The organism is Streptomyces sp. 2-1, assembly GCF_048564895.1.
Classification (GTDB): Bacteria; Actinomycetota; Actinomycetes; order Streptomycetales; family Streptomycetaceae; genus Streptomyces; species Streptomyces phaeochromogenes.
Genome location: NZ_CP183383.1, coordinates 5,751,738 through 5,774,501 on the forward strand (window position 1 = coordinate 5,751,738; position 22,764 = coordinate 5,774,501).

The 22,764-nt window shown below is 68.4% G+C and carries 22 protein-coding genes and 1 riboswitch; of the genes, 12 read left to right on the top strand and 10 right to left on the bottom strand.

The annotated features are described in order from the left end of the window. Complete coding sequence (locus ACN20J_RS25300; protein ID WP_259333708.1) at window positions 1–627, bottom strand: DUF2269 domain-containing protein; 627 nt, start codon at window positions 625–627, stop codon at window positions 1–3. Between the two features lie 76 nt (window positions 628–703). On the opposite strand from ACN20J_RS25300, the gene ACN20J_RS25305 reads away from it, so the two are divergent. Continuing rightward, window positions 704–1,336, top strand: a complete 633-nt coding sequence (locus ACN20J_RS25305; RefSeq protein WP_189841551.1) for an HAD family hydrolase — start codon at window positions 704–706, stop codon at window positions 1,334–1,336. Between the two features lie 417 nt (window positions 1,337–1,753). After that, a complete protein-coding gene (locus tag ACN20J_RS25310) occupies window positions 1,754–3,490 on the top strand; it encodes a globin domain-containing protein (protein ID WP_419666865.1) in 1,737 nt (578 codons plus the stop codon). A gap of 29 nt (window positions 3,491–3,519) precedes the next feature. Here the strand turns inward: ACN20J_RS25310 and ACN20J_RS25315 are convergent, their stop codons facing one another. The 5 genes from ACN20J_RS25315 to ACN20J_RS25335 all read right to left on the bottom strand — a co-directional run bounded on the left by ACN20J_RS25315 (window position 3,520) and on the right by ACN20J_RS25335 (window position 7,213). Continuing rightward, the gene (locus tag ACN20J_RS25315) at window positions 3,520–4,002 is read right to left on the bottom strand and encodes an NUDIX domain-containing protein (RefSeq protein WP_189841553.1); all 483 of its coding nucleotides are present in this window, start codon (window positions 4,000–4,002) and stop codon (window positions 3,520–3,522) included. A 66-nt stretch (window positions 4,003–4,068) separates the two neighbouring features. Further along, window positions 4,069–4,974 (bottom strand): LysR family transcriptional regulator, encoded by a 906-nt coding sequence (locus ACN20J_RS25320; protein ID WP_189841554.1) that lies wholly within the window; start codon window positions 4,972–4,974, stop codon window positions 4,069–4,071. A gap of 198 nt (window positions 4,975–5,172) precedes the next feature. Then, the gene (locus tag ACN20J_RS25325) at window positions 5,173–6,327 is read right to left on the bottom strand and encodes a cystathionine gamma-lyase (RefSeq protein WP_189841555.1); all 1,155 of its coding nucleotides are present in this window, start codon (window positions 6,325–6,327) and stop codon (window positions 5,173–5,175) included. After that, window positions 6,324–6,827: a low molecular weight protein-tyrosine-phosphatase gene (locus tag ACN20J_RS25330; protein ID WP_419666866.1), complete on the bottom strand. Its 504-nt coding sequence runs from the start codon at window positions 6,825–6,827 to the stop codon at window positions 6,324–6,326. The genes ACN20J_RS25325 and ACN20J_RS25330 overlap by 4 nt, the downstream gene beginning before the upstream one ends. An 8-nt stretch (window positions 6,828–6,835) precedes the next feature. Further along, on the bottom strand, window positions 6,836–7,213 hold the full coding sequence (locus tag ACN20J_RS25335) for a phage holin family protein (RefSeq protein WP_189841557.1): 378 nt from the start codon (window positions 7,211–7,213) through the stop codon (window positions 6,836–6,838). Between the two features lie 60 nt (window positions 7,214–7,273). Between ACN20J_RS25335 and ACN20J_RS25340 the strand changes: the two genes are divergently transcribed. From ACN20J_RS25340 to ACN20J_RS25355, 4 genes are all read left to right on the top strand, one after another. After that, complete coding sequence (locus tag ACN20J_RS25340) at window positions 7,274–7,591, top strand: cupin domain-containing protein (protein WP_055610299.1); 318 nt, start codon at window positions 7,274–7,276, stop codon at window positions 7,589–7,591. A gap of 174 nt (window positions 7,592–7,765) precedes the next feature. Continuing rightward, the gene (locus tag ACN20J_RS25345; RefSeq protein ID WP_055610300.1) at window positions 7,766–7,978 is read left to right on the top strand and encodes a DUF5326 family protein; all 213 of its coding nucleotides are present in this window, start codon (window positions 7,766–7,768) and stop codon (window positions 7,976–7,978) included. 213 nt (window positions 7,979–8,191) lie between these two features. After that, entirely contained in the window at window positions 8,192–8,995 is an 804-nt protein-coding gene (locus ACN20J_RS25350; protein WP_257678060.1) for an IclR family transcriptional regulator, read from the top strand. A gap of 99 nt (window positions 8,996–9,094) precedes the next feature. Next, window positions 9,095–9,535 carry an SsgA family sporulation/cell division regulator gene (locus tag ACN20J_RS25355; protein WP_055610301.1) on the top strand — a complete coding sequence of 147 codons (441 nt, stop codon included), beginning with the start codon at window positions 9,095–9,097 and terminating at the stop codon, window positions 9,533–9,535. A gap of 240 nt (window positions 9,536–9,775) precedes the next feature. Here ACN20J_RS25355 and ACN20J_RS25360 read toward each other — a convergent pair whose 3' ends face one another. Beyond that, window positions 9,776–11,056: a YibE/F family protein gene (locus ACN20J_RS25360; RefSeq protein ID WP_419666867.1), complete on the bottom strand. Its 1,281-nt coding sequence runs from the start codon at window positions 11,054–11,056 to the stop codon at window positions 9,776–9,778. Window positions 11,057–11,077: 21 nt separating this feature from the next. On the opposite strand from ACN20J_RS25360, the gene ACN20J_RS25365 reads away from it, so the two are divergent. The 3 genes from ACN20J_RS25365 to ACN20J_RS25375 all read left to right on the top strand — a co-directional run bounded on the left by ACN20J_RS25365 (window position 11,078) and on the right by ACN20J_RS25375 (window position 14,581). Further along, the gene (locus ACN20J_RS25365) at window positions 11,078–11,320 is read left to right on the top strand and encodes a hypothetical protein (protein WP_307887691.1); all 243 of its coding nucleotides are present in this window, start codon (window positions 11,078–11,080) and stop codon (window positions 11,318–11,320) included. A 17-nt stretch (window positions 11,321–11,337) separates the two neighbouring features. After that, window positions 11,338–11,494: riboswitch (TPP riboswitch) on the top strand. Further along, window positions 11,487–13,334: a phosphomethylpyrimidine synthase ThiC gene (gene thiC / locus ACN20J_RS25370; protein ID WP_419666868.1), complete on the top strand. Its 1,848-nt coding sequence runs from the start codon at window positions 11,487–11,489 to the stop codon at window positions 13,332–13,334. It overlaps the preceding riboswitch by 8 nt. A gap of 143 nt (window positions 13,335–13,477) precedes the next feature. After that, window positions 13,478–14,581: a hypothetical protein gene (locus tag ACN20J_RS25375; protein WP_419666869.1), complete on the top strand. Its 1,104-nt coding sequence runs from the start codon at window positions 13,478–13,480 to the stop codon at window positions 14,579–14,581. Between the two features lie 193 nt (window positions 14,582–14,774). Here the strand turns inward: ACN20J_RS25375 and ACN20J_RS25380 are convergent, their stop codons facing one another. The 3 genes from ACN20J_RS25380 to ACN20J_RS25390 all read right to left on the bottom strand — a co-directional run bounded on the left by ACN20J_RS25380 (window position 14,775) and on the right by ACN20J_RS25390 (window position 18,358). Further along, a complete protein-coding gene (locus ACN20J_RS25380) occupies window positions 14,775–15,647 on the bottom strand; it encodes a hypothetical protein (protein WP_189841560.1) in 873 nt (290 codons plus the stop codon). 183 nt (window positions 15,648–15,830) lie between these two features. Beyond that, window positions 15,831–17,033, bottom strand: a complete 1,203-nt coding sequence (locus ACN20J_RS25385) for a metallophosphoesterase (RefSeq protein WP_190230829.1) — start codon at window positions 17,031–17,033, stop codon at window positions 15,831–15,833. A 212-nt stretch (window positions 17,034–17,245) separates the two neighbouring features. Further along, window positions 17,246–18,358 carry a LacI family DNA-binding transcriptional regulator gene (locus ACN20J_RS25390; RefSeq protein WP_079052719.1) on the bottom strand — a complete coding sequence of 371 codons (1,113 nt, stop codon included), beginning with the start codon at window positions 18,356–18,358 and terminating at the stop codon, window positions 17,246–17,248. 432 nt (window positions 18,359–18,790) lie between these two features. Here ACN20J_RS25390 and hisC point away from each other — a divergent pair, with 432 nt between their 5' ends. The 3 genes from hisC to cydB all read left to right on the top strand — a co-directional run bounded on the left by hisC (window position 18,791) and on the right by cydB (window position 22,664). Further along, window positions 18,791–19,873: a histidinol-phosphate transaminase gene (gene hisC, locus ACN20J_RS25395; protein WP_189841562.1), complete on the top strand. Its 1,083-nt coding sequence runs from the start codon at window positions 18,791–18,793 to the stop codon at window positions 19,871–19,873. Between the two features lie 257 nt (window positions 19,874–20,130). Next, complete coding sequence (locus ACN20J_RS25400) at window positions 20,131–21,639, top strand: cytochrome ubiquinol oxidase subunit I (protein ID WP_189841563.1); 1,509 nt, start codon at window positions 20,131–20,133, stop codon at window positions 21,637–21,639. Between the two features lie 20 nt (window positions 21,640–21,659). Beyond that, complete coding sequence (cydB, locus tag ACN20J_RS25405; protein ID WP_189841564.1) at window positions 21,660–22,664, top strand: cytochrome d ubiquinol oxidase subunit II; 1,005 nt, start codon at window positions 21,660–21,662, stop codon at window positions 22,662–22,664. Window positions 22,665–22,764: the final 100 nt, after the last annotated feature.

The following is a 22,764-nucleotide window of genomic DNA, read 5'->3' on the forward strand; positions in this document are numbered from 1 at the left end:
TCAGGCTGTCTGAGATGCCCGCTCGGCGTCCACCGGTTTCCGGGCAGGCGCACTGATCTTTTGCCCACGCGACTTCTGCCCGACCGACTTCTGCCTGACCGACTTCTGGCCGGCTGACTTCCGTCCTGCCGACTTCTGCTCACGCAGCCTCCGTCCACGCCGGGTCAGTCCCCAGGGCTTGAGGACCGAGATCACCGTCATGAAGAGATAGGCGGACAGCGAGACGATCGGTCCGAACAGAACGTCACCGGCGTCAGGAAGCGGGCCACCCGCGGAAACAGCTGTGACGGCGGCACCGACTCCGGGGCGCAGCGCGAAGACAGTGGCGGTGATCGTGGCGAGGGTCAGCCAGAACTTGATGTAGACCCAGCGGTGCCTCGCGAGCCCCCACGGCGTGCCCAGGGACAGAACCAGACCGCTCACGAGCGTGAGGAACGCGAGGGGGAGCAGGAGCCAGTCGGCGAACAGCTTCATGGCGCGGACGGAGGCCTCCACGGTCACCGCGGACCCTGTGGTGGTCGCGGTGATCCCCAGAGCGAGCAGCCCGAGCGTGAGCCCGAGCCAGCCCGCGGAGGCGGCTACATGGACGACGAGGGTGGCCCGGCGTGCGGGGCGGCTTAGTTTCACGTGAAACACCGTGCCGGGCGGAAGCGCGGAGTACGTCTGACGGAGGGAGTAACCCCACGTACTAGCCTCGGCGTACATGGCGAGACTTCATCTCTTCGATCTGGACGGGACCTTGCTGCACGGCACCTCGGCGCCCGTGGAGATCTCCCGACAGCTCGGCCTGGAAGCCGAGACCGTGGCGCTCGACGAGGCGATCGGCGCGGGTCTCATAGGCCCGCCGGAGTACGCGACGCAGGTACACGCTCTTTGGAGGGATCTCACCGAGGCGCATGTGGCGACCGCTTTCGCGAGTGCGCCATGGCTGGAGGGCATCCAGGACGTCTGGGCGGAGATCAGGGGGAGCGGCGACTACTGCGCCGTCGTCTCGCTCTCACCCTCGTTCTTCGTCGAGCGGCTGACGGGCTGGGGCGCGCACGCGGCGTACGGATCGCGCTTCCCCGCGGTGCCGTTCACCGAGCCGGTGAACCCTGCCGGGCTCCTGAGTGCGGCGGCCAAGGTACGGATCGCGGACCGGCTCTGCGCGGAGTTCGGAGTGACGAGGGCCGACTGCGTCGCGTACGGCGACTCGATGTCGGACAGGGACCTGTTCGGGGTGGTTCCGGTATCCGTCGCCGTCAATGCGGATCTGCACCTGGAAGGTCTCGCCACCCACTCCTACATGGGGCGGGATCTGCGGGATGCCTATGAATTGGTGCGTGCTGCCCGGTAATTGAAGGAATCGACGGTCCGGTCCCCCTTCAATTCCCGACGTGGGGAAGAGGGGACTTGTGTGCCGGACGGCGGCCGGTATGGTCGACTCCGGTTCGTGTCCGGTGTGATGTCCGTACATCCCGCCGGGGCGAACAAAGGGCAATGCAGCCTAACGGGACAGAGAGATCGAAGACCCGCATTTCCGGTTACATGGCCGGGGTGTTGGCACAGGGTGAGATGCTGCGATGGCGGTAGTGCGGCCAATGTCACACTCTCGGCTTACTTGTCCGTAGGGTGCGGGATTCCGAGTTCAATGTGGCCGCCATGGGGCGACGGGGCGGAACGGGGAAGGCAAGCAGTCTGCGGGGGAAAGCAGGCATCTTCCGATCGAGGAAGTGCGCAGACCGACCGAAAGATGTTCGAGGCGAGGCACAACATGGACGCTCCGACCACCACGTCGGCCGACAACGGCACTTCAGGGGGTAGTGGCGCGGGCGGCTGGTTCACGCCGCACAAGCCGCCGGAGCCGCCCGCGGGCGGCGAGCAGGAGGCGCCCGAGGGACCCGAGGGCCACCGCCTGGCCGCGTTGCGCCCCGTCGGCAGGCCCGCGCAGGGCGCCGACGCCACGACGCGGCAACGAATACCCCCGACCGACGAGACCGTCTCCGACACCGAACGAGCCGACACCGGAGCCACGGACACGCTCGGCCGCCACGCGGCCTCCCCCGTCGACGGCCACGCCTACGGCGACCCCACCGACGCCAGGCCCGCGCCTGCCGACGCTCCCCATGCCAACGCTCCCCGTGCCGACGCCCGCCATGCCAGGGCCACTCATACCGAGGCTGCCCATGCCGGACCCGCTCCTGTCGGGCCGACCCCGGCGCCGGCCATGACGTACGAGGCGATACCCGCACCCCAGGCCCACACCGGTCCCCCCGTCCCACCTGGACCCGGCCACGCCTCCCACGTTGCCGACCACGCATCCCGCGTCCCCGACCAGCACTCCGCCCCGGCCCCTGCCTCTGCCGCGGTAGCCGTTGCAGCCCCCGCACAGGCCGCCTCCCCCGACGCCGTCCTCATCCGCCGGACCATGGCCGAGGTGGGCCCCGTCGCCGACAAGGTCACCTCGTACTTCTACGCGCTGCTCTTCGTACGGCACCCGGAGCTGCGCCAGCTCTTCCCCGCCGCGATGGACACTCAGCGGGACCGGCTCCTGCGGGCACTGCTGACCGCGGCCGAGCACATCGACAACCCCGAGGTCCTCGTCGCGTATCTGAAGAACCTCGGTCGTGGCCACCGCAAGTACGGCACCCGTCCCGAGCACTACCCGGCCGTCGGCGAGTGCCTGATCGGCTCGCTCAGCCGGTTCGCCTCGTCGGTCTGGGACGGGGAGACCGAGGCCGCCTGGGTCCGGGCGTACACGACGATCTCGCAGGTCATGATCGACGCCGCGGCAGCGGACGAGCTGCGGGCCCCGCCCTGGTGGCACGGCGAGGTGATCTCGCACGACCTCAGGACTCCGGACGTCGCCGTCATCACGATCCGCCCGGATCAGCCGTACCCCTTCCTCGCGGGGCAGTACGCAAGCGTGGAGACCCCTTGGTGGCCGCGGATCTGGCGGCACTACTCGTTCGCCTCGGCGCCCCGCTCCGACGGGCTGCTGTCGTTCCATGTGAAGGCGATTCCGGCGGGCTGGGTCTCCAACGCGCTGGTGCACCGCGCCCGCCCGGGCGACGTCGTCCGGCTCGGCCCTCCGGCCGGCTCGATGACCGTCGACCACACCACCGACAGCGGCCTGCTCTGCCTGGGCGGCGGTACCGGCATAGCGCCGATAAAGGCTCTCGTGGAGGACGTCGCCGAGCACGGCGAGCGGCGCCCGGTCGAGGTGTTCTACGGAGCCCGCACCGATCACGACCTGTACGACATCGACACGATGCTCCGGCTCCAGCAGAGCCACCCCTGGCTCGCGGTGCGCCCGATAGTCGACCAGCACGGGCATCTGCACCTCCCCGACGCCGTACGCGAGTACGGGCCGTGGGACGAGTACGACGCGTACCTGTCGGGCCCGCCCGGCATGATCCGCAGCGGTGTCGACGCGCTCAGGGACATCGGCATCCCGTCGGAGAGGATCCGCCACGACGCGGTGGAAGAACTCGTCGTGACCGGATACTGACTCCGAGTCGGCCGTCAGCCCAGATCGCCTCAGCCCAGATCGGGTGCGTGCATCGCCAGTACGCCCTCGATGTTCCCGTCGAGATAGTGCCGCAGCGACAGCGGTACGAGATGGACGGAAGCGATGCCCACGCGGGTGAAGGGGATCCGCACGATCTCGTACTCCCCGCAGGGCTCGTCGATCTCGGGGCCATGGCGCAGCGACGGGTCCATGGATTCCAGGCGGCAGACGAAGAAGTGCTGGACCTTCACGCCGGTCGTTCTGGCGTTGTCGCCGATGTGCTCGACGGTGTCGACGAAGCAGGGCACCACATCGGTGATCTTGGCGCCGAGTTCCTCGTGCACCTCACGATGGAGTGCGTCGACGACGGTCGTGTCCTCCGGTTCGACCCCGCCGCCGGGCGTCAGCCAGTAGGGATCGACGCCGGGCTTGGTCCGCTTGATGAGGACCAGGTCATTGCCGTCCAGTAGGACGGCCCGGGCGGTGCGCTTGACCACGGGTCGGACGGTCATGGGAGAAATGTGGCCCAGTTGGTTCCACGTGAAACATCGCCCTCTTGACGAGGTGATGCATCTTGGTCACGACCAGTCTATGGCGGCGCGCATGAGCCACTCGTGCGCCCGCGCGATATGCGGCATGGCCAGTGTGCCGGTGCGCACCACCAGGAAGTACGTACGAAGCGGGGGCACCGCCGGTTCGGTCAGCGCGACCACGTCTCCCCGCGCCAGAGCCGGTGCGCACAGATAGCGCGGCAGCACCGCGAGCCCGGCGCCGGTGGTCGCGCAGGCGAGGACAGCGCGCAGGTCGGGGACGATGACGGTGCCCGAGGTGGCCGGGCGGGAGTCGAAGACGGAGGCCCAGTAGCGGGCGACGAACGGCAAGGACTCGTGCACCTCGACCACGGGGAAGTTCTCCAGGGAGGGCTCGCCCTGGTGACGTAACGAGCCGGAGTCGAGGCGGTCGGCCCAGCGCGGGGCGGCGACCAGGACGTGCTCCTCGTCGCAGAGCGGAGTCGCGGTGAGCAGGGAGCCGCGCGGGCGGGCCGTACTGATGGCCAGATCGTGATGCCCGGCAGCAAGCCCTTCCAGGGTCTCCTCGGCATTTCCGAAGGAGGCGCGCAGCGCGAAGCCCTGGCCGTCGTCCCCGGTCAGCTCGGTGAGCGCGGGCAGGGCGCGTTCGGCGGTGAACTCCGGCGGGCCGGCGAGATGGAGTGTGCGTACGGAGGAGTCCTCGTCGAGGCCGGTCTCGGCGATCTCCACCAGGGCGTCGAGATGGGGTGCCGCCTTGTGGGCCAGTTCGTCGCCCATGGTCGTAGGGGTCACTCCACGGGCCTGACGGAGGAAGAGAGGGCGTCCCAGCTGTCGTTCGAGGGTCCGGATCTGGGAGGTGACGGCAGGCTGCGAGAGGCCCAGCAGGGCGGCCGCGCGGGTGAAGGAGCCGGCCCGGTGCACGGTCACGAAGGTCCGCAGCAAGGCCAGATCCATGGCGTCCCTTCTCTCTCCAGCTCCCCGGAAGCCCCCAACTATAAATATGTCGATAGGTCTCTGTCGCTACTGTGATTGGACACTGACACAGAGTCAACTAGCCTTGTTCGCGCGGTTCTTCGCGCGCAGAACCGGGACGGTCCGAGCCACGAGGGGGGAGGCTCGGACCGTCCGCCGTACGTGCCCGCTACTGACGGATCACTCAGAAGCCGCTGGCCGCGAGGATTCGTCGAGCGCGCGCAGTACATCGGCCACGAGGTCCTGCGGATCCTCGGCACCGGCCGAGAAACGGATGAAGCCCTCCGGCACCGCGTCACCGCCCCAGCGGCCGCGGCGCTCGGCCGTCGACCGCACACCGCCGAAGCTGGTCGCGTCGTCCACCAGCCTCAGCGCGTCGAGAAAACGGTCGGCACGCGCGCGCGTGGGCAGCGTGAACGACACCACGCACCCGAAGCGCCGCATCTGCTGCGAGGCGATCTTGTGCGACGGGTCGCCGGGCAGCCCCGGATAACGGACCCCGAGGTCCTCGTGCCGGTCGCGCAGCGCCTCGGCGATCACCAGCGCATTGGCGTTCTGCCGGTCCACGCGCAGTTGGAGCGTCGCGATGGAGCGGTGCGCGAGCCACGCCTCCATGGGCCCCGGAATCGCCCCGACGATCTTGCGCCAGCGCCGTACGGAGGCCATCGCCGCGGCGTCGCCACCGGTGACGTACCCCAGGAGGATGTCGCCGTGCCCGGTGAGCTGCTTGGTGCCGCTGGCCACGGAGAAGTCGGCGCCCAGCTCCAGCGGGCGCTGCCCGAGCGGGGTCGCCAGGGTGTTGTCGACGGCGACCAGAGCGCCGCGCGCGTGCGCCGCCTCGGCGAGCCGCCGTACGTCGCACACGTCGAGCCCCGGGTTCGAGGGGGTCTCGATCCACAGCAGTTTCGCGCCGTCGAGGACGTCGAGCTGGGCGTCGCCGCCGGTCGGGGCGGTGCGTACCTCGACTCCGTACGCCTCCAGCTGCGCGCGGACGAGAGGCAGCACCTGGTAGCCGTCGTCGGGCAGCACGACCGTGTCGCCGGCGCTCAGCTGGGAGAAGAGGACGGCCGAGATGGCTGCCATGCCGGAGGCGAAGACGAGCGTCTCGACGTCATCCCGTCCCGGCGCCTCCAGCTCGCCGATGGCGCGCTCCAGGTGGGTCCAGGTCGGGTTCTCGTCGCGGCCGTAGGTGTACGGGCCCGTGGGGTCGCCCGGCAGATGGAAGTGGGCGGCGAAGACCGGCCCCGGGAGGGTCGGCTCGTGCTTGACGGGCTCGGGCAGCCCCGCCCGCACCGCGCGTGTGCCGTCACCGGCTCCCGTAACGGAATCTGTCATGCCGCCCGTCCCTCCACTTGCTCCCGTACCGCGGCGAGCAGTCCGGGGCTCGCCGCCTCCACCATCTCAAGACACTCCTCGAAGCCGTCCAGGCCCCCGTAGTAGGGGTCCGGCACGTCGAGGTCGGCCCCCGAGGCCGACGCGACGGCAGGGTCGTACGAGCGCAGTAGCCGCACCTTCGCGGCGTCCGCCTCGGTGGGGGCGAGGCGGCGCAGGTCCCGCAGGTGGCCGGCGTCGAGGGCTATGACCAGGTCGAGTTGGGTGAACCAGTCGGCGTGGAACTGGCGGGCCGCATGGCCGCCCTCGTAACCGCCTGCCTCCAGGACGGAGACGGTGCGCGGGTCGGCGCCGTCGCCCTCGTGCCAGCCGCCGGTGCCGGCGCTGTCAACCTCGACCAGGCCGTCCAGCCCGGCCTCAGCCACGCGCGCGCGGAAGACGGATTCGGCCATCGGGGAGCGGCAGATGTTGCCGGTGCAGACGAAGCACACGCGATAGGGCATCGGATCGCTCAGTCCTTGTCGGGGAGGACGACGTTCAGCGCCCACGAGACGATGGAAATGATCAGGCCACCCAGGACGGCGGTCCAGAAGCCCTCGACGTGGAAGCTCAGGTCGAGAACGTCCGCCAGCCACGAGGTGAGCAGCAGCATCAGGGCGTTGATCACCAGCGTGATCAGGCCGAGCGTCAGAATGAACAGCGGGAACGTGAGCACCTGCACGATCGGCTTGACCAGGAAGTTGACCAGGCCGAAGACAAGGGCGACCAGCAGCAGCGTGCCTATCTCCTTGCCCGTGCTGTCACCGGACAGGGTGATCTTGTCGAGCAGCCACACGGCGACGGCCAGGGCGCCGGCGTTGGCGATCGTCTTGACTACGAAATTCTTCATGTGTCTGATCGTGACAGACGAGATCGACTACGAGCAGCGGGGCAAGGGCGGACAAGGGCGATGAAGGCATTCCGGCTGGACGAACTGGAGGCGGAGCGCGCCGCCAACGACGGCGCGTACCTCCAGTTCCTGCGTGAGAAGAACATGTCCGTCGGCCTGTACGCGCTGGACGCGGGCACCCAGGACCCTCAGCAGCCCCACCGTCAGGACGAGGTGTACTTCGTCGTCAGCGGCCGTGCGGCGATCACGGTCGGCATGGAGACGACCCAGGTGGCACGCGGCAGCGTCGTCTACGTGCCCGCGGGGGTGGCCCACAAGTTCCACCACATCAGCGAGGATCTGCGGGTTGTGGTGGTCTTCTCTCCGCCCGAGAGCTGACCTCCGCCTCAGGGTTCCCTAGGGGAACGTTCAGGGGAGGACAAGGGGTGCGAGGCCCCCGTCGGCACCCCTGCCGCGCCTAGCATCGAGGGCAGGACATTCAAGACCCGTCATCCTTCGGGAGCGGGCTCGGACAGCACTCGGAAACGGGCAGAGAGACAAGGAACAAGGGCGATGCGAGAGATCTTCGCGGGTATGCCGTGGTGGATTAAGTGGGTCGCGGTGCCGGTCATCGCCCTGGTCGTGTTCGGCGGCCTGATAGCGAGCGTCGTCGGTTTCGTGATCGGCCTGCTCTTCAAGCTGCTGGTCTTCGTGGCGCTGGTCGGCGGACTGATCTACGTCGTACGGAAGTTCATGTCGAGCTCCTCGTCGAGGAGCGACTGGTAGGCAGGGGGAGACCCGCCGGTCGGCAACCGGCCGGCGGTAACAGGAATCGCCAGTTCCCTCGGGCGAGGGAAGTTTCGGCGCAGGCCGTCTGCGAGCGGTGGCAGACGGTTAAAGTCCGGAATTCGACGCGGGGTTGATTCCCGCGAGCGGCGCTCTGATCCCTCCCGTGTTACCCCCGCACGGGCGGCCCCCCTCGCGCTTCGGGAGTAACCCTTGGCCACGGTTGACACCGCACCCGCAGGACCGCACGTCCCTTCCTCCGAACCGCATCCCACGACCCTCATCGGATCCGTGCAGCGTGCGATGCGCCTGTTGGAGTCCGTCGCCCGCCATGAGCACGGGGCGCCCGCCAAGCAGCTCGCCCGGGAGGCCGGGCTCGCCCTGCCCACGGCGTATCACCTGCTGCGCACGCTGGCCCACGAGGGCTATCTGCGCCGGGAGAAGGGCCTGTTCTTCCTCGGCGAGGCGGTCGAGCGGTTGACCAACAGCGGTGCCCAGCAGAAACGTCGCAGCATGGTCGCCGACGCTCTCGCGCAGTGCCGCGACTCGATCGGCGCGCCCGTGTACTACGCGCTCTACCGCGACGGTGAGATCGAGGTCCAGTGCGTCGCTGACACCCCGGCCAATCCAGCCGTCGAGGAGTGGGCCGACTTCCGCGAGACGGGTCACGCGCACGCGATCGGACAGTGTCTGCTGTCCCAGCTCGACGACGATGCCCGTCGGGACCACGTCGACCGTTACTCCGTCCGGTCCATCACGCCATATACGGTGCGTGACGATCGAACTCTGTTGCGACGCCTCGAATCGGCACGACGCATGCAGCCCGTGATCGAGCGTCAGGAGTACGCGCTGGGCACCGTCTGCGCCGCGATTCCGATCACTGTGGGCAGTACTGCGGCCACAATTGCCATTTCCCTGCCGGCCCACCAGGCCGACCGACTGCTGCCGGCGGCACGCCGATTGCAGAGCGAGATCGGCAGGCTGCTGGGGTCACTCTCGCTCTCTATCAGCATCTGAAAACTCACTCCTTGTGATCTGGTGTGTACGTTCAGCAAGATGCCAGCAGTGTCAGGTGGATGATTCCCGGCCAGGCGAAGGCGAACGACGGGGTAGGCGATGCGCGAGTCGGTAGTACAGGCAGAGGTCATGATGAGCTTCGTCGTCTCGGAGGAGCTCTCCTTTCGCATCCCGGTGGAGCTGCGCTACGAGACCTGTGATCCCTATGCCGTGCGGCTGACCTTCCACCTGCCCGGTGACGCCCCGGTCACCTGGGCCTTCGGCAGGGAGCTGCTGATCGACGGGGTGGGCCGGGCGTGCGGGGACGGTGATGTGCACATCGCTCCCGCCGACACCGAGGGGTTCGGCGATGTGCTGATCCGGCTTCAGGTGGGCGGCGACCACGCGTTGTTCCGCTGTGGGACGGCGCCGCTGCTGGCGTTCCTCGACCGTACGGACCGGCTGGTGCCGCTGGGCCAGGAGCGGTCCCTCGCGGACTTCGACACGCACCTCGACGAGGCGCTCAACCGCATCCTGGCGGAGGAACAGAGCGCCGGATGAGGCGATACGGGTCTGGGGCAGGCGTGCCGCCGCCTCGCTGTGCGTCGGCCCGTACGGGTGTGACGCGTGCTCATACCGCCTGGCGCCGGCCGTACGGCATACGGCTTGTTGCTCGGCGGCCGTGCGGGCTGCCGTAACGCTTCTTCTCAGCCGTCAGCCGTCAGCCGTCAGCCGTCAGCCGTCAGCCGTCAGCCGTCAGCCGTCAGCTCTCGGCAACCGGATCCGGCACGGGTGTCGGCTTCAGTGCTTGCGGCGGCGGCCGCTCCCCCCGCGCAGAGGCGCCCTGGCGCCCGACTGGGGCTGCGGCTGCGGCTGTTCCTGTGGTGCCGGGGCGGTGAGGCCCGGGCGGTCCGCCGAGACCACCAGGGCGGCGAGGACCGTGGTCACCGGCACGGAGGCGACCAGTCCGATCGAGCCGACGAGCGTGCGCACGATCTCCTCGGCGACCAGCTCGCTGTTGGCCACCGTCCCCACACTGCTCTGCGCGATGGAGAAGAGCAGCAACAGCGGTAGAGCGGCGCCCGCATAGGCCAGGACGAGTGTGTTGACGACCGACGCGATGTGGTCGCGGCCGATGCGGATGCCCGCGCGGTACAGCCCGCGCCAGCCCATCGTCGGATTGGCCTCGTGCAGCTCCCAGACCGCCGACGTCTGCGTCACCGTCACGTCGTCGAGCACACCCAGCGAACCGATGATGATGCCCGCGAGCAGCAGGCCGCTCATGTCGATGGACGGGTACAGCCCGTGGATCAGACCGGTGTTGTCGTCCGTGTTGCCGGTCAGCGAGGCCCAGTCGATGAACAGCGAGCCGAGCAGCCCGATCAGCAACAGGGAGAGCAGGGTGCCGAGCACCGCCACCGACGTACGGGCCGACAGGCCATGGCACAGATAGAGCGCGATCAGCATGATGGCGCTCGCGCCGACCACCGCCACGACCAGGGGGTTCGAGCCCTGCAGGATCGCGGGGAGGATGAAGAACGTCAGGATGAGGAAGCTGGCGGCCAGTGCGACCAGCGCCATGACACCGCGCATCCGGCCCACCAGGACCACGGCGACGGCGAAGATGCCGGCGAGCACCGTCATCGGGAGCTTGCGGTTCACGTCGGTGACCGAGTACTGGAGCTCCTTGGGGGCGTCCGGCGCATACGCGACGATCACCTCCTGGCCCTGCTCCAGCTGCCGCGAGGAGTCCGGCTGGACGATCTCCGTGAACGTACGGCCCTTGTCCTTGCCGGTGTCGACCCGGACCGTCGCCTTCTTGCAGCTGCCGGACGCCTGTTGCTGAGCCGACGAGCCCTCTGCGGTCGACGTGTCGCCGGTCGGCGTCTCCCCCGAGGCGTTCACCGACTTGCAGTCGACCTTGTCGACCTTGGTCACCGTGGCCTGCTGGGTCTGCCGGTCGAAGCCGACACCGGTGCGCTCGTGCCCCGGGGCGCCGCCGGGCCAGAGCACCACGAGGCCGACGACGACCGCCGCCGCGAAGGGGATCAGCACGGCCGCGATGACCTTGCGCAGGTGCATCGAGACAGGTGCTGCGGGTCCGTGACTGTGCGAATGGCCGTGCCCGCCGCCACCCGGTCCGCCACCGTCACCACCGCCGGGCCGGTCTCCGCCGCCCCCTCCGGGGCCGTGGGATCCGTGCCCTGGGCCGCCGCCGTGCCCATGGCCGTCGTGGCCGTGTCCGTGGGGCGGCTCGGACGGCGGGAGTGGGGGCTGCTGCGTCGTGGTCACCGACCGATCATCGCAAGAACGGCCCGGGCCCACTGTTCACCGCGCCACATCTGACGCTAGCGTGGGGGCACCTTTGCAAACGCGGGAGCTCGGAGCACCGGGCTGAGAGGGCGCTGACCTCCGTAGACGCGATGTTTCACGTGGAACATCGCCGGACGGAAATCGCTGCGTCGACCGCCGAACCTGTTACCGGGTAATGCCGGCGTAGGGAGTAGGTCTCATGACCAACAAGGACGTACGCACGCCTGCCTCCAGTCCGACGGGCGGGGCGTTCGCCTCGGCCGAGAGCGGTGAAGTGACCGCTTCGCCCGAGAACGGCGAGGCCGGGAAGTCCATCGGCTGGCACAAGGCGTATGTCGAGGGTTCGCGCCCCGACCTGCGGGTGCCGGTCCGTCAGGTGCACCTCACCAACGGGCAGTCGGTCACTCTGTACGACACCTCCGGCCCGTACACCGATCCGACCGTCGACACCGACGTACGCAGGGGCCTCGGGGCTCTTCGGGCCAACTGGATCATCGCGCGCGGTGACACCGAGGAGTACGCGGGCCGCCCCGTCCGCCCCGAGGACGACGGGATCAAGCACACCTCGCCGCGCGGCGGACTGCGCAACCTCGACGCGGTCTTCCCGGGGCGTCCGCGCCAGCCCCGGCGCAGCCGTGACGGACAGGCGGTGACTCAACTCGCGTACGCCAGGCGGGGCGAGGTCACGCCGGAGATGGAGTACGTGGCCATCCGGGAGAACGTTTCTCCCGAGGTCGTCCGCGAGGAGATCGCGGCGGGCCGGGCCGTGCTGCCGGCCAACGTCAACCACCCGGAGATCGAGCCGATGATCATCGGCAAGCGGTTCCTGGTGAAGGTCAACGCCAACATCGGCAACTCCGCGGTCACCTCCTCCATCGAGGAGGAGGTCGAGAAGATGACCTGGGCGACCCGTTGGGGCGCCGACACGGTCATGGACCTGTCCACCGGCCGCAACATCCACACCACGCGGGAATGGGTGCTGCGGAACTCCCCCGTCCCCATCGGCACGGTCCCGCTCTACCAAGCGCTGGAGAAGGTCGACGGGCGGGCCGAGGAGCTGACCTGGGAGATCTACAAGGACACGGTCGTCGAGCAGGCCGAGCAGGGCGTGGACTACATGACCGTCCACGCGGGCGTGCGGCTGCCGTTCGTCCCGCTGACCGCGAACCGCAAGACCGGCATCGTCTCGCGCGGCGGCTCGATCATGGCGGCCTGGTGCCTGGCGCACCACAAGGAGTCGTTCCTGTACGAGAACTTCGAGGAGCTGTGCGAGATCCTCGCGGCGTACGACGTCACGTACTCGCTCGGCGACGGGCTGCGGCCAGGGTCGATCGCGGACGCCAACGACGCAGCACAGTTCGCGGAGTTGAGGACGCTCGGGGAACTCAACAGGGTCGCGAAGCGTTTCAACGTACAGACCATGATCGAGGGCCCGGGGCATGTCCCGATGCACAAGATCAAGGAGAACATCGACCTTCAGCAGGAGATCTGTGATGAAGCTCCGTTCTATACGCTTGGCCCGCTGACGACGGACGTCGCGCCGGCGTACGACCACATCACCTCCGGCATCGGTGCCGCGATGATCGCCTGGTGGGGCACGGCCATGCTCTGCTACGTCACGCCCAAGGAGCACTTGGGCCTGCCCAACCGTGACGACGTCAAGACGGGCGTCATCACCTACAAGATCGCGGCCCATGCGGCGGACCTCGCCAAGGGACACCCTGGCGCACAGGAGTGGGACGACGCGTTGTCGGACGCCCGCTTCGAGTTCCGCTGGGAGGACCAGTTCAACCTGGCCCTCGACCCCGACACGGCCCGGGAGTTCCACGACGAGACCCTCCCGGCCGAGCCCGCCAAGACAGCGCACTTCTGCTCCATGTGCGGGCCGAAGTTCTGCTCGATGAAGATCAGCCACAGCATCACCGAGCAGTTCGGTGGCACCGCGGCTGCGGGAGCGACGGCCGAGGAGGTCGCCGAGGGGATGCTCCAGAAGTCGAAGGAGTTCGCGGCGAGCGGGAACAGGGTGTACCTGCCCATGGCCGACTGACTCCGGCGCACTGTCCGACTCTTTCTCCCAGGTCCCGGCCTGCCAGGCCGGGACCTTGCGGAAAAGCACGACGCCTTGCTCCAAGTCGTAACGGTAGAGAGAAGATCGCGCATGACGTGATCAACTTCCCTACCCTGCCTGGCATGGGCGGGATCGATGTGGCCAACGGAGTTGTCGGCGCTGTGCTGGGGATGCTGTTCGCAGTGCTGTTCCAGCAACCCCTGCAGAACGGCTGGTACAGGCTGCGAACCCGCTCGACCCGTGCCGTACGCACCCTGCGGCAGCGGGAAGAGTCCAGCCCGGCGTGGAGAACCTTCTCCCTGGGGCCACTTCACACCTCGGCCCTGATCGTCGAAGGGGACGGGGAGTCGTCCATATCCCCTGAATCCGTCTATATCCAGGTGCTCGACGAGGAGATCGAGCTGCCTTCGGACATGGCCGGCTGGCGGGCCGAACTCGAGGAGGAGAACGCCCGTGGGCGGACAGAGGGCCGGGCACCGATGTGGAACGGCCCTCGCTACGCGGTCGAATCGCTCGACGTGTCCCGAACCGCGCTCGACGAGCACCCCGAAGTCCATCTGCGGCTGCGTCCGACGGACTACTTCACCTTCCTGGCGGCTCAGCAGCTCGACCGCCGTCTGCCCGACGGAACAAGCCCGCGGTCCCGCTATCTCGACCCGGACGACCCGCTGTCGGCACCCGCGTTCCTGCAGTGCAGCTTCGCCGTGAACGTCGCGGTGGTGACCGCCGACGACATGGTGGTCGTGAGCCGGCGAAGCGACCGGGTCCGTATGGCGCCCGGTGTCTGGAACTCCTCCGTCAACGAGGGCATGTCACGGCACATCGACTCGTCCGGAAGGAGCGCCCCCGACCTGCACGCGGTGGCCCGGCGGGGCATGCGCGAGGAACTGTCCCTGGAACCTCACGAGTACTCACTGGAACTGCTCGCCTTCGTCCTCGACACCGACAAGCGCCACTGGAGCGCCCACTTCTACGCAAGGCTGAAGGACCTGACCCGCGAGGGCCTGCAAACGCGTATGAGCAGGGGAGTCGCGGACCGGTGGGAGCACCAGACCATCGACTACGTGCCCTTCCGCCCCGCGACCGTGGTCAAGTACATGCTGCGTGCCGACCGCGTCCACCGGTGGGCACCACTCGCACCGGCGCTCTTCCACCTCGCCCTGGTGCATGTCTACAACCGCACACCGGTCGAACGAGCGACCGCGCAGATTGTTCGACGCATGTAGAAAACGGAATGAAGGCACAACATGAAGGCACGGCATGAAGGCGCGCCATAAGAGCACGGCACGATGGCAGCGTCCGGCGGAACGCGGCCGTCGCGGGCCCGGTGCCCGCGACGCTGCGGCCGGTCGGTCTCGCTCCGCCTGGCCGCGCCCGGTTGCCCGCCCCATACGGGGCCGGGCCCGGGCGAGGGCGGGGCTACTCCGGCTGGTGCTCCGGCCCCCCGAAGTCGGGGCTGCTGAAGTCCGGGCTGGAGTAGCTGGGGCGGGGGCCCGCCGTCGGGCCGCCGTCCGGGCTGCTGAAGCCTGGCCGGTTGTAGCCGAGCTGGGGCATCCGGCTGATCGGCGCCGACGGCTTCGTACGGCCGAGGGCGGCCGTACCCGGGTCGGCGAGGGCCTCCCTGAGGAACGGCATGATGCCGCGCTCCAGGAGGGCGTCGTGCCAGGCTTCCCTGGCCCGGTTCACCTCTTCGCTGCGTTCGCCGTGCGCGCCGGCCTGGAGCGAACTGGCGCCGTTGCGCAGGGCGGCGAGCAGGAGACCGACCGCGGCCACCAGGATCGTGACGGCCGTGATGGCTCCGAAGACCCACCCGGTGGTGAGGAGGGTCTGGGCGATGCCCGGCTGGGGGTCGAGCATCTTCAGGATGTAGCCGACGAGCAGGAAGATCGCCGCGGCGGTGCCGGCGAGGACGGGGGCGAGCACAGCGACGACCGCCGCGGCACCTGCCCCGGCGGTCTCGGCGACCTCCCCCACGGTCGTGGCGAGCCCCGCCGCGCCCGTGGCCGGATCCGTGGTGCTGGTGGACCCTTCGCGGACCGGAGGGGTGGACGGCGCCGGCTGGCGCAGTTCCTCGCGGACCTTCACATAGTGCTGGTACTCGGTCGCCGCGGCTGCCGTGATGAGAGCGGTGGCGTTGAGGGCCATCGTGCGCAGTTGTTCGGGGTTGAGCCGCTGACCGACAGCGGCGAGTTCCGGACGGTGTGGTGCGGAGCGCAGCGCCTCATCGAGGATCCGCTCGTACTCTTGGCGGTCCTCGCTCAGCAGGTGCTGCGGAACGCTGTTCATGTGCATCCCCCGATGCTCCGTAGGGCTTGGGGCTCGGCATGCTGACGAGCCGTCGGGCAGAAACGGAGGGGAGCCTGCTACGGATAAGCCGATGGTAGAGCGGTGACGGCACACGGTGACAGGGGGTTTCCAGAATTTGCCCCCGTGTTGTGTTTGTCCTCCGTCGGGGGACGTCTGCCCGATGAACGCTCAGCTATCCAGGGGAAGTTGCTGGACCAGCAGCTTTCCGGCCATGGTCACTCCGCCGTCCATCGCGATGGCGAGCCCGTCGGCGTACACATGCGGCTTCTCGACGACGGGGTTCGGGGAATCCTCCCCCTCCTCCGAGCCGACCTCTCCCAGGAGATACGGAATGGGGCTGTGACCATGGACGATGCGTGAACCGCCGTACATGTCCAGCAAGGAGCGCACCGCCTGCGCACCACCGTCGTCGCGGAACGCGAAGCGCTTGGTGAACTTGCGGAAGACGTCCCAGCACTCGTCCGCGTCATTGCGGGTGAGTGTTTCGCGGACGGTGTCGTTGACCGCTTCGATGGAGTCGCCGTAGTCGAGATAGGCGGTGGTGTCGGAGTGCACCAGAAGGTGCCCGTCGGCCATCTCCATGGCGTCGAGGCGGGCCATCCACTGCAGATGGTGGTCCTGGAGGCGCTCCATGTCGGTCTTCTGGCCGCCGTTCAGCAGCCAGGCGGCCTGGAAGGTGGCCGTTCCCGCCCCGGAGTTGACGGGGGTGTCCCCGAACCGCTTGGCACCGAGCAGGAGCAGCTCGTGGTTGCCCATCAGCGCCTTGCAGTAGCCCCCGGCCGCGGCAGCCTCCGCGGACAGCCGCATCACGAGGTCGATGACGCCGATGCCGTCGGGCCCGCGGTCGGTGAAGTCACCGAGGAACCACAGCCGCGAGGTCCCCGCGGCCCAGCTGCCGTCGATGTCGATGAGGCCCTTCTCGCGCAGCGCGGCGACGAGTTCGTCGAGATAGCCGTGGACGTCACCGACGACGTACAGCGGTCCCGGCCCTTCGGCGGGCTGGACGACCGGGCCGGCTGCGGGCTCGACCGGTACCTGAAGAGTGTCACCGCGGTTGATGACGGGCAGATCGCGCTGAGTCGGTGTGTAGCCCGCCGGCTCGCCGGCCGGTCCTGCGCCCTCGCCGGGAGGCGTCTGCTGCGCATAGGGGCCGGGCTGGCCGTACTGCTGGGATGCCCCGTCGTAGGCACCCGCGGCCTGGTCCCGAGCCTGGTCGTACGGCTCGGCGGCCTGGTCGTACACCTCGCCGGACTGCGGGTACGGGCCGGGGGACTGCGTGTACGGACCGGCCTCGTGGACGTACGCCGGCACGCGGAAGTCGCGCACCGTCGGCGTACGCATCTCGGGTCCCTGACCGGCCCCCTGAGTCATCGACCCCTCCACCACCATCGCGCCGCATCTGCACCGCGTCGGACTGCCTGGTCGCAGCGGCCCGCGGTGTCGTCCGCCCATCATAGGAATGCGGATCGCGCCATGTGATGACCCAGGGGTGGTGAATCGGAGCAGAACCCCAGTTCACCGTGGTTTTCTCCCGAATTGGGAGGGGCTTTCCGCGCCGGTTTTACCCGTAGGTCATCCGGAGGTCATCCCTCCTCCGGTGATCGGGGCGGGCTGACGGTCGTCCGGGGCGGCCGTCGCTGCGAGGACGTCCGCACGATCAGCTCGGTCGGTATCACCTGCTCGACCGGTTGGTCCGATTCGACCCCCTCGATCGCGTCGATGAGGAGCTGGACCACGGCCGTGCCGATTCGACGCGGTTTGAGCGAGAGTGTCGTGACGGGCGGCTCGGTGTTGGCGTACACGGTGGACTCGCTGCAGCACACGAGCAGCAGGTCCTCCGGTACGCGCAGTCCGTAGCGGCGGGCCGCCGCGAGGAGGTCGGTGCCGTTCGGGTCGAACAGCCCGTAGACGGCGTCCGGCCGGTCGGGCCGGGCGAGGAGCCGGTCGGCGGCGACGGCCCCCGCGCACGGATCGTGCGCGGGATAGGCCTCGTACACCGGATCCTGGCCCACGCGCTCGCACCAGCGCAGGTACGCGGTCGTGGACAGATGTGTGTACGTGTCCGTGGTCGTCCCCGTGAGGAGGCCGATCCGGCGGGCGCCGGCGTCGGCCAGGTGGTCGAGGATGCCCAGGACCGCGGCCTCGTGGTCGTTGTCCACCCAGGCGGTCACCGGCAGCGAGCCGGCCGGGCGGCCGTCGGAGACGACCGGTAAGCCCTGGCGGACCAGTTCGCTGACGACCGGGTCCTGGTCGGAGGGGTCGATGACGACCGTCCCGTCCAGGGCCACGTTCGACCACACGTCGTGGCGCGAGGTCGCGGGGAGGATGACCAGGGCGTAGCCCCGGGCGAGCGCGGCCGAGGTGGCGGCTCTGGCCATCTCCGCGAAGTACGCGAACTCCGTGAAGGTGAAAGGTTCATCCCCGTAGGTCGTCACAGTCAGGCCGATGAGGCCGGACTTTCCGGTACGGAGGGTTCGGGCCGCGGCCGAGGGGCGATAGCCCAGCCGGTCGGCGACCTCGCGGACATGGCGTCGGGTGGCGTCCGGGAGCCGCCCCTTGCCGTTGAGCGCGTCGGACACGGTCGTGATCGACACTCCCGCGGCTGCGGCCACGTCTCTGATGCCCGCCCGGCCCGGCCGGCTTCCTCGGCGGGAGGTATCCGACCGGCTCACCTGGTGCTTCCCTGCTGCTGTCATGGCGAGCCGATAGTAGGGCTCATGAGGTGGGGTAGTGCGGACGCATATGCACGCGTTGACAGGCACGTTTCTGCATGGTCATCAGCAGGCAAGTCCCTTGGAAGGGAAGGGAGTTGACCGTTTCAATGGCAGGACGTCACTTGTCGGCGCGCATGGGCCTGCCAAATGGGCCATGTTTCGAAGAGGTCTCAACTCACCTTCACGAGGGATGCGCGCCACGGCGCGAGCCACCGGCGCGTGCTCCGGTGGGCGGCGCGCCCCCTCTTTCGTACGCCTTCGGGCGGTGATGCCCGGGAGTGTGTACGCGGCTGCCGCGCGCCGCCGATGCGGTCGGTCCCCGGCCATACGCAGCGGAGCCGAATCCTCTTAAGGTGAGGAGTATTGGTAGCCGGTGATGGTCATGAGCCGGAGACGGTCACGAGGAGGAGTGCGGTGAGCGAGACGAGCCCGAAGCTGCGTGCCGAGCTGGAGGGTATCCCCACCTACAAGCCGGGGAAGCCCGCCGCGGCCGCGGACGGCCCGGTGGCGTACAAGCTGTCCTCCAACGAGAACCCCTACCCGCCGCTGCCCGGCGTTCTGGAGAGCGTGGCCTCGGCGGCCGGTGCCTTCAACCGCTACCCCGACATGGCGTGCACGGGGCTGATGAACGAGCTGTCGGACCGTTTCGGTGTGCCGCTCGCGCATCTGGCCACGGGCACCGGTTCGGTCGGTGTCGCCCAGCAGCTGCTGCAGGCGACCTCGGGTCCTGGCGACGAGGTGATCTACGCCTGGCGGTCCTTCGAGGCGTACCCGATCATCACCCAGATCAGCGGGGCGACGTCGGTGAAGGTGCCGCTGACGCCCGGGGACGTGCACGACCTCGACGCGATGGCGGACGCGATCACCGAGCGGACTCGGCTGATTTTCGTCTGCAACCCCAACAACCCCACGGGCACGGTGGTGCGCCGGGCCGAGCTGGAACGGTTCCTCGACCGGGTGCCGGGCGATGTCCTCGTGGTCCTCGACGAGGCGTACCGGGAGTTCATCCGCGATTCCGAGGTGCCGGACGGCGTCGAGCTCTACCGCGAGCGCCCGAACGTGTGCGTGCTGCGCACGTTCTCCAAGGCGTACGGGCTGGCCGGGCTGCGGGTCGGCTTCGCGATCGCCCATGAGCCGGTGGCGGCGGCGCTGCGCAAGACGGCCGTGCCCTTCGGCGTGAGCCAGCTCGCGCAGGACGCGGCGGTCGCCTCGCTGCGGGCCGAGGACGAACTGCTCGGCCGGGTGGGTTCGCTGGTGTCCGAGCGTGCCCGTGTGGTCGAGACGCTGCGCGGGCAGGGCTGGACCGTGCCGGAGACCCAGGCCAACTTCGTGTGGCTGCGGCTCGGTGAGCGCACGCTCGAATTCGCCTCGGCCTGCGAGCAGGCCGGGGTCGTCGTGCGGCCGTTCGCCGGCGAAGGGGTCCGGGTCACGGTGGGCGAGACCGAGGCGAACGACATCTTCCTGAAGACGACCGAGGCGTTCCGCAAGGAGCTGTAGCCGGATGGTGGGGTGCCGGAGCTGGTCGGTGGGGGTGCTGACCGGCGGTCGAGCCTGTCCGCCGAGTCGGTCCCGTCGGTCCGAAAGCCGGTGTGACCGATCCGGCACCCCCCTCGTGTCAACCCTCGAACTGCCATGCGTCATAATTGCTTGTGAATGTGAACGCGTTCACAAGCGTGTCCCAGTTGATCCCGTGATGTCTGCGACAAACGGGACAAACTGACGCCGATACCTCGGCGATGTAAGGAGATGACGACGTGGAAATGGCTTTGGCGCCGGAGACGCTGGCGCGATGGCAGTTCGGCATCACCACCGTCTACCACTTCCTCTTCGTCCCGCTCACGATCTCGCTCGCCGCGCTCACCGCCGGCCTGCAGACCGCCTGGGTGCGGACGGAGAACGAGAAGTACCTCAAGGCCACCAAGTTCTGGGGCAAGCTCTTCCTGATCAACATCGCGATGGGCGTCGTCACGGGCATCGTGCAGGAGTTCCAGTTCGGTATGAACTGGTCCGACTACTCGCGCTTCGTCGGTGACGTATTCGGTGCCCCCCTCGCCTTCGAGGCGCTGATCGCCTTCTTCTTCGAGTCCACCTTCATCGGACTGTGGATCTTCGGCTGGGACAAGCTGCCCAAGAAGATCCACCTCGCCTGCATCTGGATGGTCTCGATCGGCACGATCCTGTCGGCGTACTTCATCCTCGCGGCCAACTCGTGGATGCAGCACCCCGTCGGCTACCGGATCAACGAGCAGAAGGGCCGTGCCGAACTCACCGACTTCTGGCTGGTCCTGACCCAGAACACCGCGCTCGCGCAGGCCTTCCACACCCTCTCCGCGGCCTTCCTCACGGGTGGCGCCTTCATGGTCGGCATCGCCGCCTTCCACCTGGTCCGCAAGAAGCACATCCCCGTGATGAAGACCTCGCTGCGCCTCGGCCTGGTCACCGTCGTCGCCGGCGGCATGCTCACCGCGCTCAGCGGCGACACTCTCGGCAAGATCATGTACGAGCAGCAGCCGATGAAGATGGCCGCGGCCGAGGCGCTGTGGGACGGCGAGGCCCCCGCTCCCTTCTCCGTCTTCGCCTACGGGGACGTCGAGGCCGGCCACAACAAGGTCGCCATAGAGATTCCGGGACTGCTGTCCTTCCTGGCCAAGGACGACTTCACCTCGTACGTCCCCGGCATCAACGACGTCAACAAGTCCGAGCAGGAGCGGTTCGGGCCCGGCGACTACCGGCCCAACATCCCTGTCGCCTACTGGGGATTCCGCTGGATGATCGGCTTCGGCATGACGTCCTTCGCGATCGGTCTGGTCGGACTCTGGCTGACCAGGAAGAAGTTCATGCTGGGGCAGCATCTGCGGGTCGGCGACGACGAAGTGCCGCACGTGGTGCTCTTCAAGAACAAGGCTCTCGGCCCGACGCTCACCAAGTGGTACTGGCGCATCGCGATCCTCACCCTGGGATTCCCGCTGATCGCCAACTCGTGGGGCTGGATCTTCACCGAGATGGGCCGTCAGCCGTGGGTCGTCTACGGCGTGCTCCAGACCCGCGACGCGGTCTCCCCCGGTGTTTCGCAGGGCGAGATCCTCACCTCGATGATCGTCTTCACCACGCTCTACGCGATCCTCGCCGTGATCGAGGTCAAGCTGCTCGTGAAGTACGTCAAGGCCGGTCCGCCCGAGCTCACGGAGGCCGACCTCAATCCGCCCACGAAGATCGGCGGCGACCCCAAGGACGCCGACAAGCCGATGGCCTTCTCGTACTAGGCCCAGGGAGCTGCTGAGTCATGGAACTTCACGACGTCTGGTTCGTCCTCATCGCCGTCCTGTGGACCGGCTACTTCTTCCTGGAGGGCTTCGACTTCGGGATCGGCGTCCTCACCAAGCTGCTCGCCCGGGACCGGACCGAGAAGCGGGTGCTGATCAACACCATCGGGCCGGTCTGGGACGGCAACGAGGTGTGGCTGCTCTCGGCGGGCGGTGCGACCTTCGCCGCCTTCCCCGAGTGGTACGCCACGCTCTTCTCCGGCTTCTACCTGCCGCTGCTGCTCATCCTGGTCTGCCTGATCGTGCGCGGTGTCGCCTTCGAGTACCGGGCGAAGCGGCCCGAGGAGCAGTGGCAGCGCAACTGGGAGAACGCGATCTTCTGGACCTCGCTGCTCCCGGCGTTCCTGTGGGGCGTGGCCTTCGGCAACATCGTCCGGGGCGTGAAGATCGACCAGGACTTCGAGTACGTGGGCAACCTCTGGGACCTGCTCAACCCGTACGCCATCCTGGGCGGCCTGGTGACGCTGTCGCTGTTCACCTTCCACGGGGCGGTGTTCGCCGCGCTCAAGACCCTGGGCGACATCCGGGAGCGGGCCAGGAAGCTGGCGCTCGGGCTCGGTCTGGTGACGGCCGTACTCGCGCTGGCCTTCCTGCTCTGGACCCAGGCCGACAACGGTGACGGCAAGAGCCTGGTCGCGCTGGTTGTGGCCGTCGTCGCCCTGGTCGCGGCGATCGGGGCGAACCAGATGGGGCGCGAGGGCTGGGCGTTCGCCCTGTCGGGCCTCACCATCATCGCGGCCGTTGCGATGCTCTTCCTGTCGCTCTTCCCGAACGTCATGCCGTCCTCGCTCAATGACGAGTGGAGCCTGACGGTCACCAACGCCTCGTCGAGCCCGTACACGCTGAAGATCATGACCTGGTGTGCGGTCATCGCGACGCCGGTGGTGATGCTCTACCAGGGCTGGACGTACTGGGTGTTCCGCAAGCGGATCGGTACGCAGCACATCGCCGAGGCCGCGCACTAGCACCGATGAATCCATGGGCCTGTTTCACGTGAAACAGGCCCAATGAGAAGAGGGTGTGTTTCACGTGAAACATGCCTGCTTGACCCAAGGGTGTGTTTCA

Excerpts from the sequence above, each read along its gene's own strand:
- ACN20J_RS25305 (WP_189841551.1), top strand. The coding sequence starts at position 704 with ATGGCGAGACTTCATCTCTTCGATCTGGACGGGACCTTGCTGCACGGC.
- ACN20J_RS25310 (WP_419666865.1), top strand. The coding sequence starts at position 1,754 with ATGGACGCTCCGACCACCACGTCGGCCGACAACGGCACTTCAGGGGGT.
- ACN20J_RS25315 (WP_189841553.1), bottom strand. The coding sequence starts at position 4,002 with ATGACCGTCCGACCCGTGGTCAAGCGCACCGCCCGGGCCGTCCTACTG.
- ACN20J_RS25320 (WP_189841554.1), bottom strand. The coding sequence starts at position 4,974 with ATGGATCTGGCCTTGCTGCGGACCTTCGTGACCGTGCACCGGGCCGGC.
- ACN20J_RS25325 (WP_189841555.1), bottom strand. The coding sequence starts at position 6,327 with ATGACAGATTCCGTTACGGGAGCCGGTGACGGCACACGCGCGGTGCGG.
- ACN20J_RS25330 (WP_419666866.1), bottom strand. The coding sequence starts at position 6,827 with ATGCCCTATCGCGTGTGCTTCGTCTGCACCGGCAACATCTGCCGCTCC.
- ACN20J_RS25335 (WP_189841557.1), bottom strand. The coding sequence starts at position 7,213 with ATGAAGAATTTCGTAGTCAAGACGATCGCCAACGCCGGCGCCCTGGCC.
- ACN20J_RS25340 (WP_055610299.1), top strand. The coding sequence starts at position 7,274 with ATGAAGGCATTCCGGCTGGACGAACTGGAGGCGGAGCGCGCCGCCAAC.
- ACN20J_RS25345 (WP_055610300.1), top strand. The coding sequence starts at position 7,766 with ATGCGAGAGATCTTCGCGGGTATGCCGTGGTGGATTAAGTGGGTCGCG.
- ACN20J_RS25355 (WP_055610301.1), top strand. The coding sequence starts at position 9,095 with ATGCGCGAGTCGGTAGTACAGGCAGAGGTCATGATGAGCTTCGTCGTC.
- ACN20J_RS25360 (WP_419666867.1), bottom strand. The coding sequence starts at position 11,056 with ATGCACCTGCGCAAGGTCATCGCGGCCGTGCTGATCCCCTTCGCGGCG.
- thiC (WP_419666868.1), top strand. The coding sequence starts at position 11,487 with ATGACCAACAAGGACGTACGCACGCCTGCCTCCAGTCCGACGGGCGGG.
- ACN20J_RS25375 (WP_419666869.1), top strand. The coding sequence starts at position 13,478 with ATGGGCGGGATCGATGTGGCCAACGGAGTTGTCGGCGCTGTGCTGGGG.
- ACN20J_RS25380 (WP_189841560.1), bottom strand. The coding sequence starts at position 15,647 with ATGCACATGAACAGCGTTCCGCAGCACCTGCTGAGCGAGGACCGCCAA.
- ACN20J_RS25385 (WP_190230829.1), bottom strand. The coding sequence starts at position 17,033 with ATGACTCAGGGGGCCGGTCAGGGACCCGAGATGCGTACGCCGACGGTG.
- ACN20J_RS25390 (WP_079052719.1), bottom strand. The coding sequence starts at position 18,358 with ATGACAGCAGCAGGGAAGCACCAGGTGAGCCGGTCGGATACCTCCCGC.
- cydB (WP_189841564.1), top strand. The coding sequence starts at position 21,660 with ATGGAACTTCACGACGTCTGGTTCGTCCTCATCGCCGTCCTGTGGACC.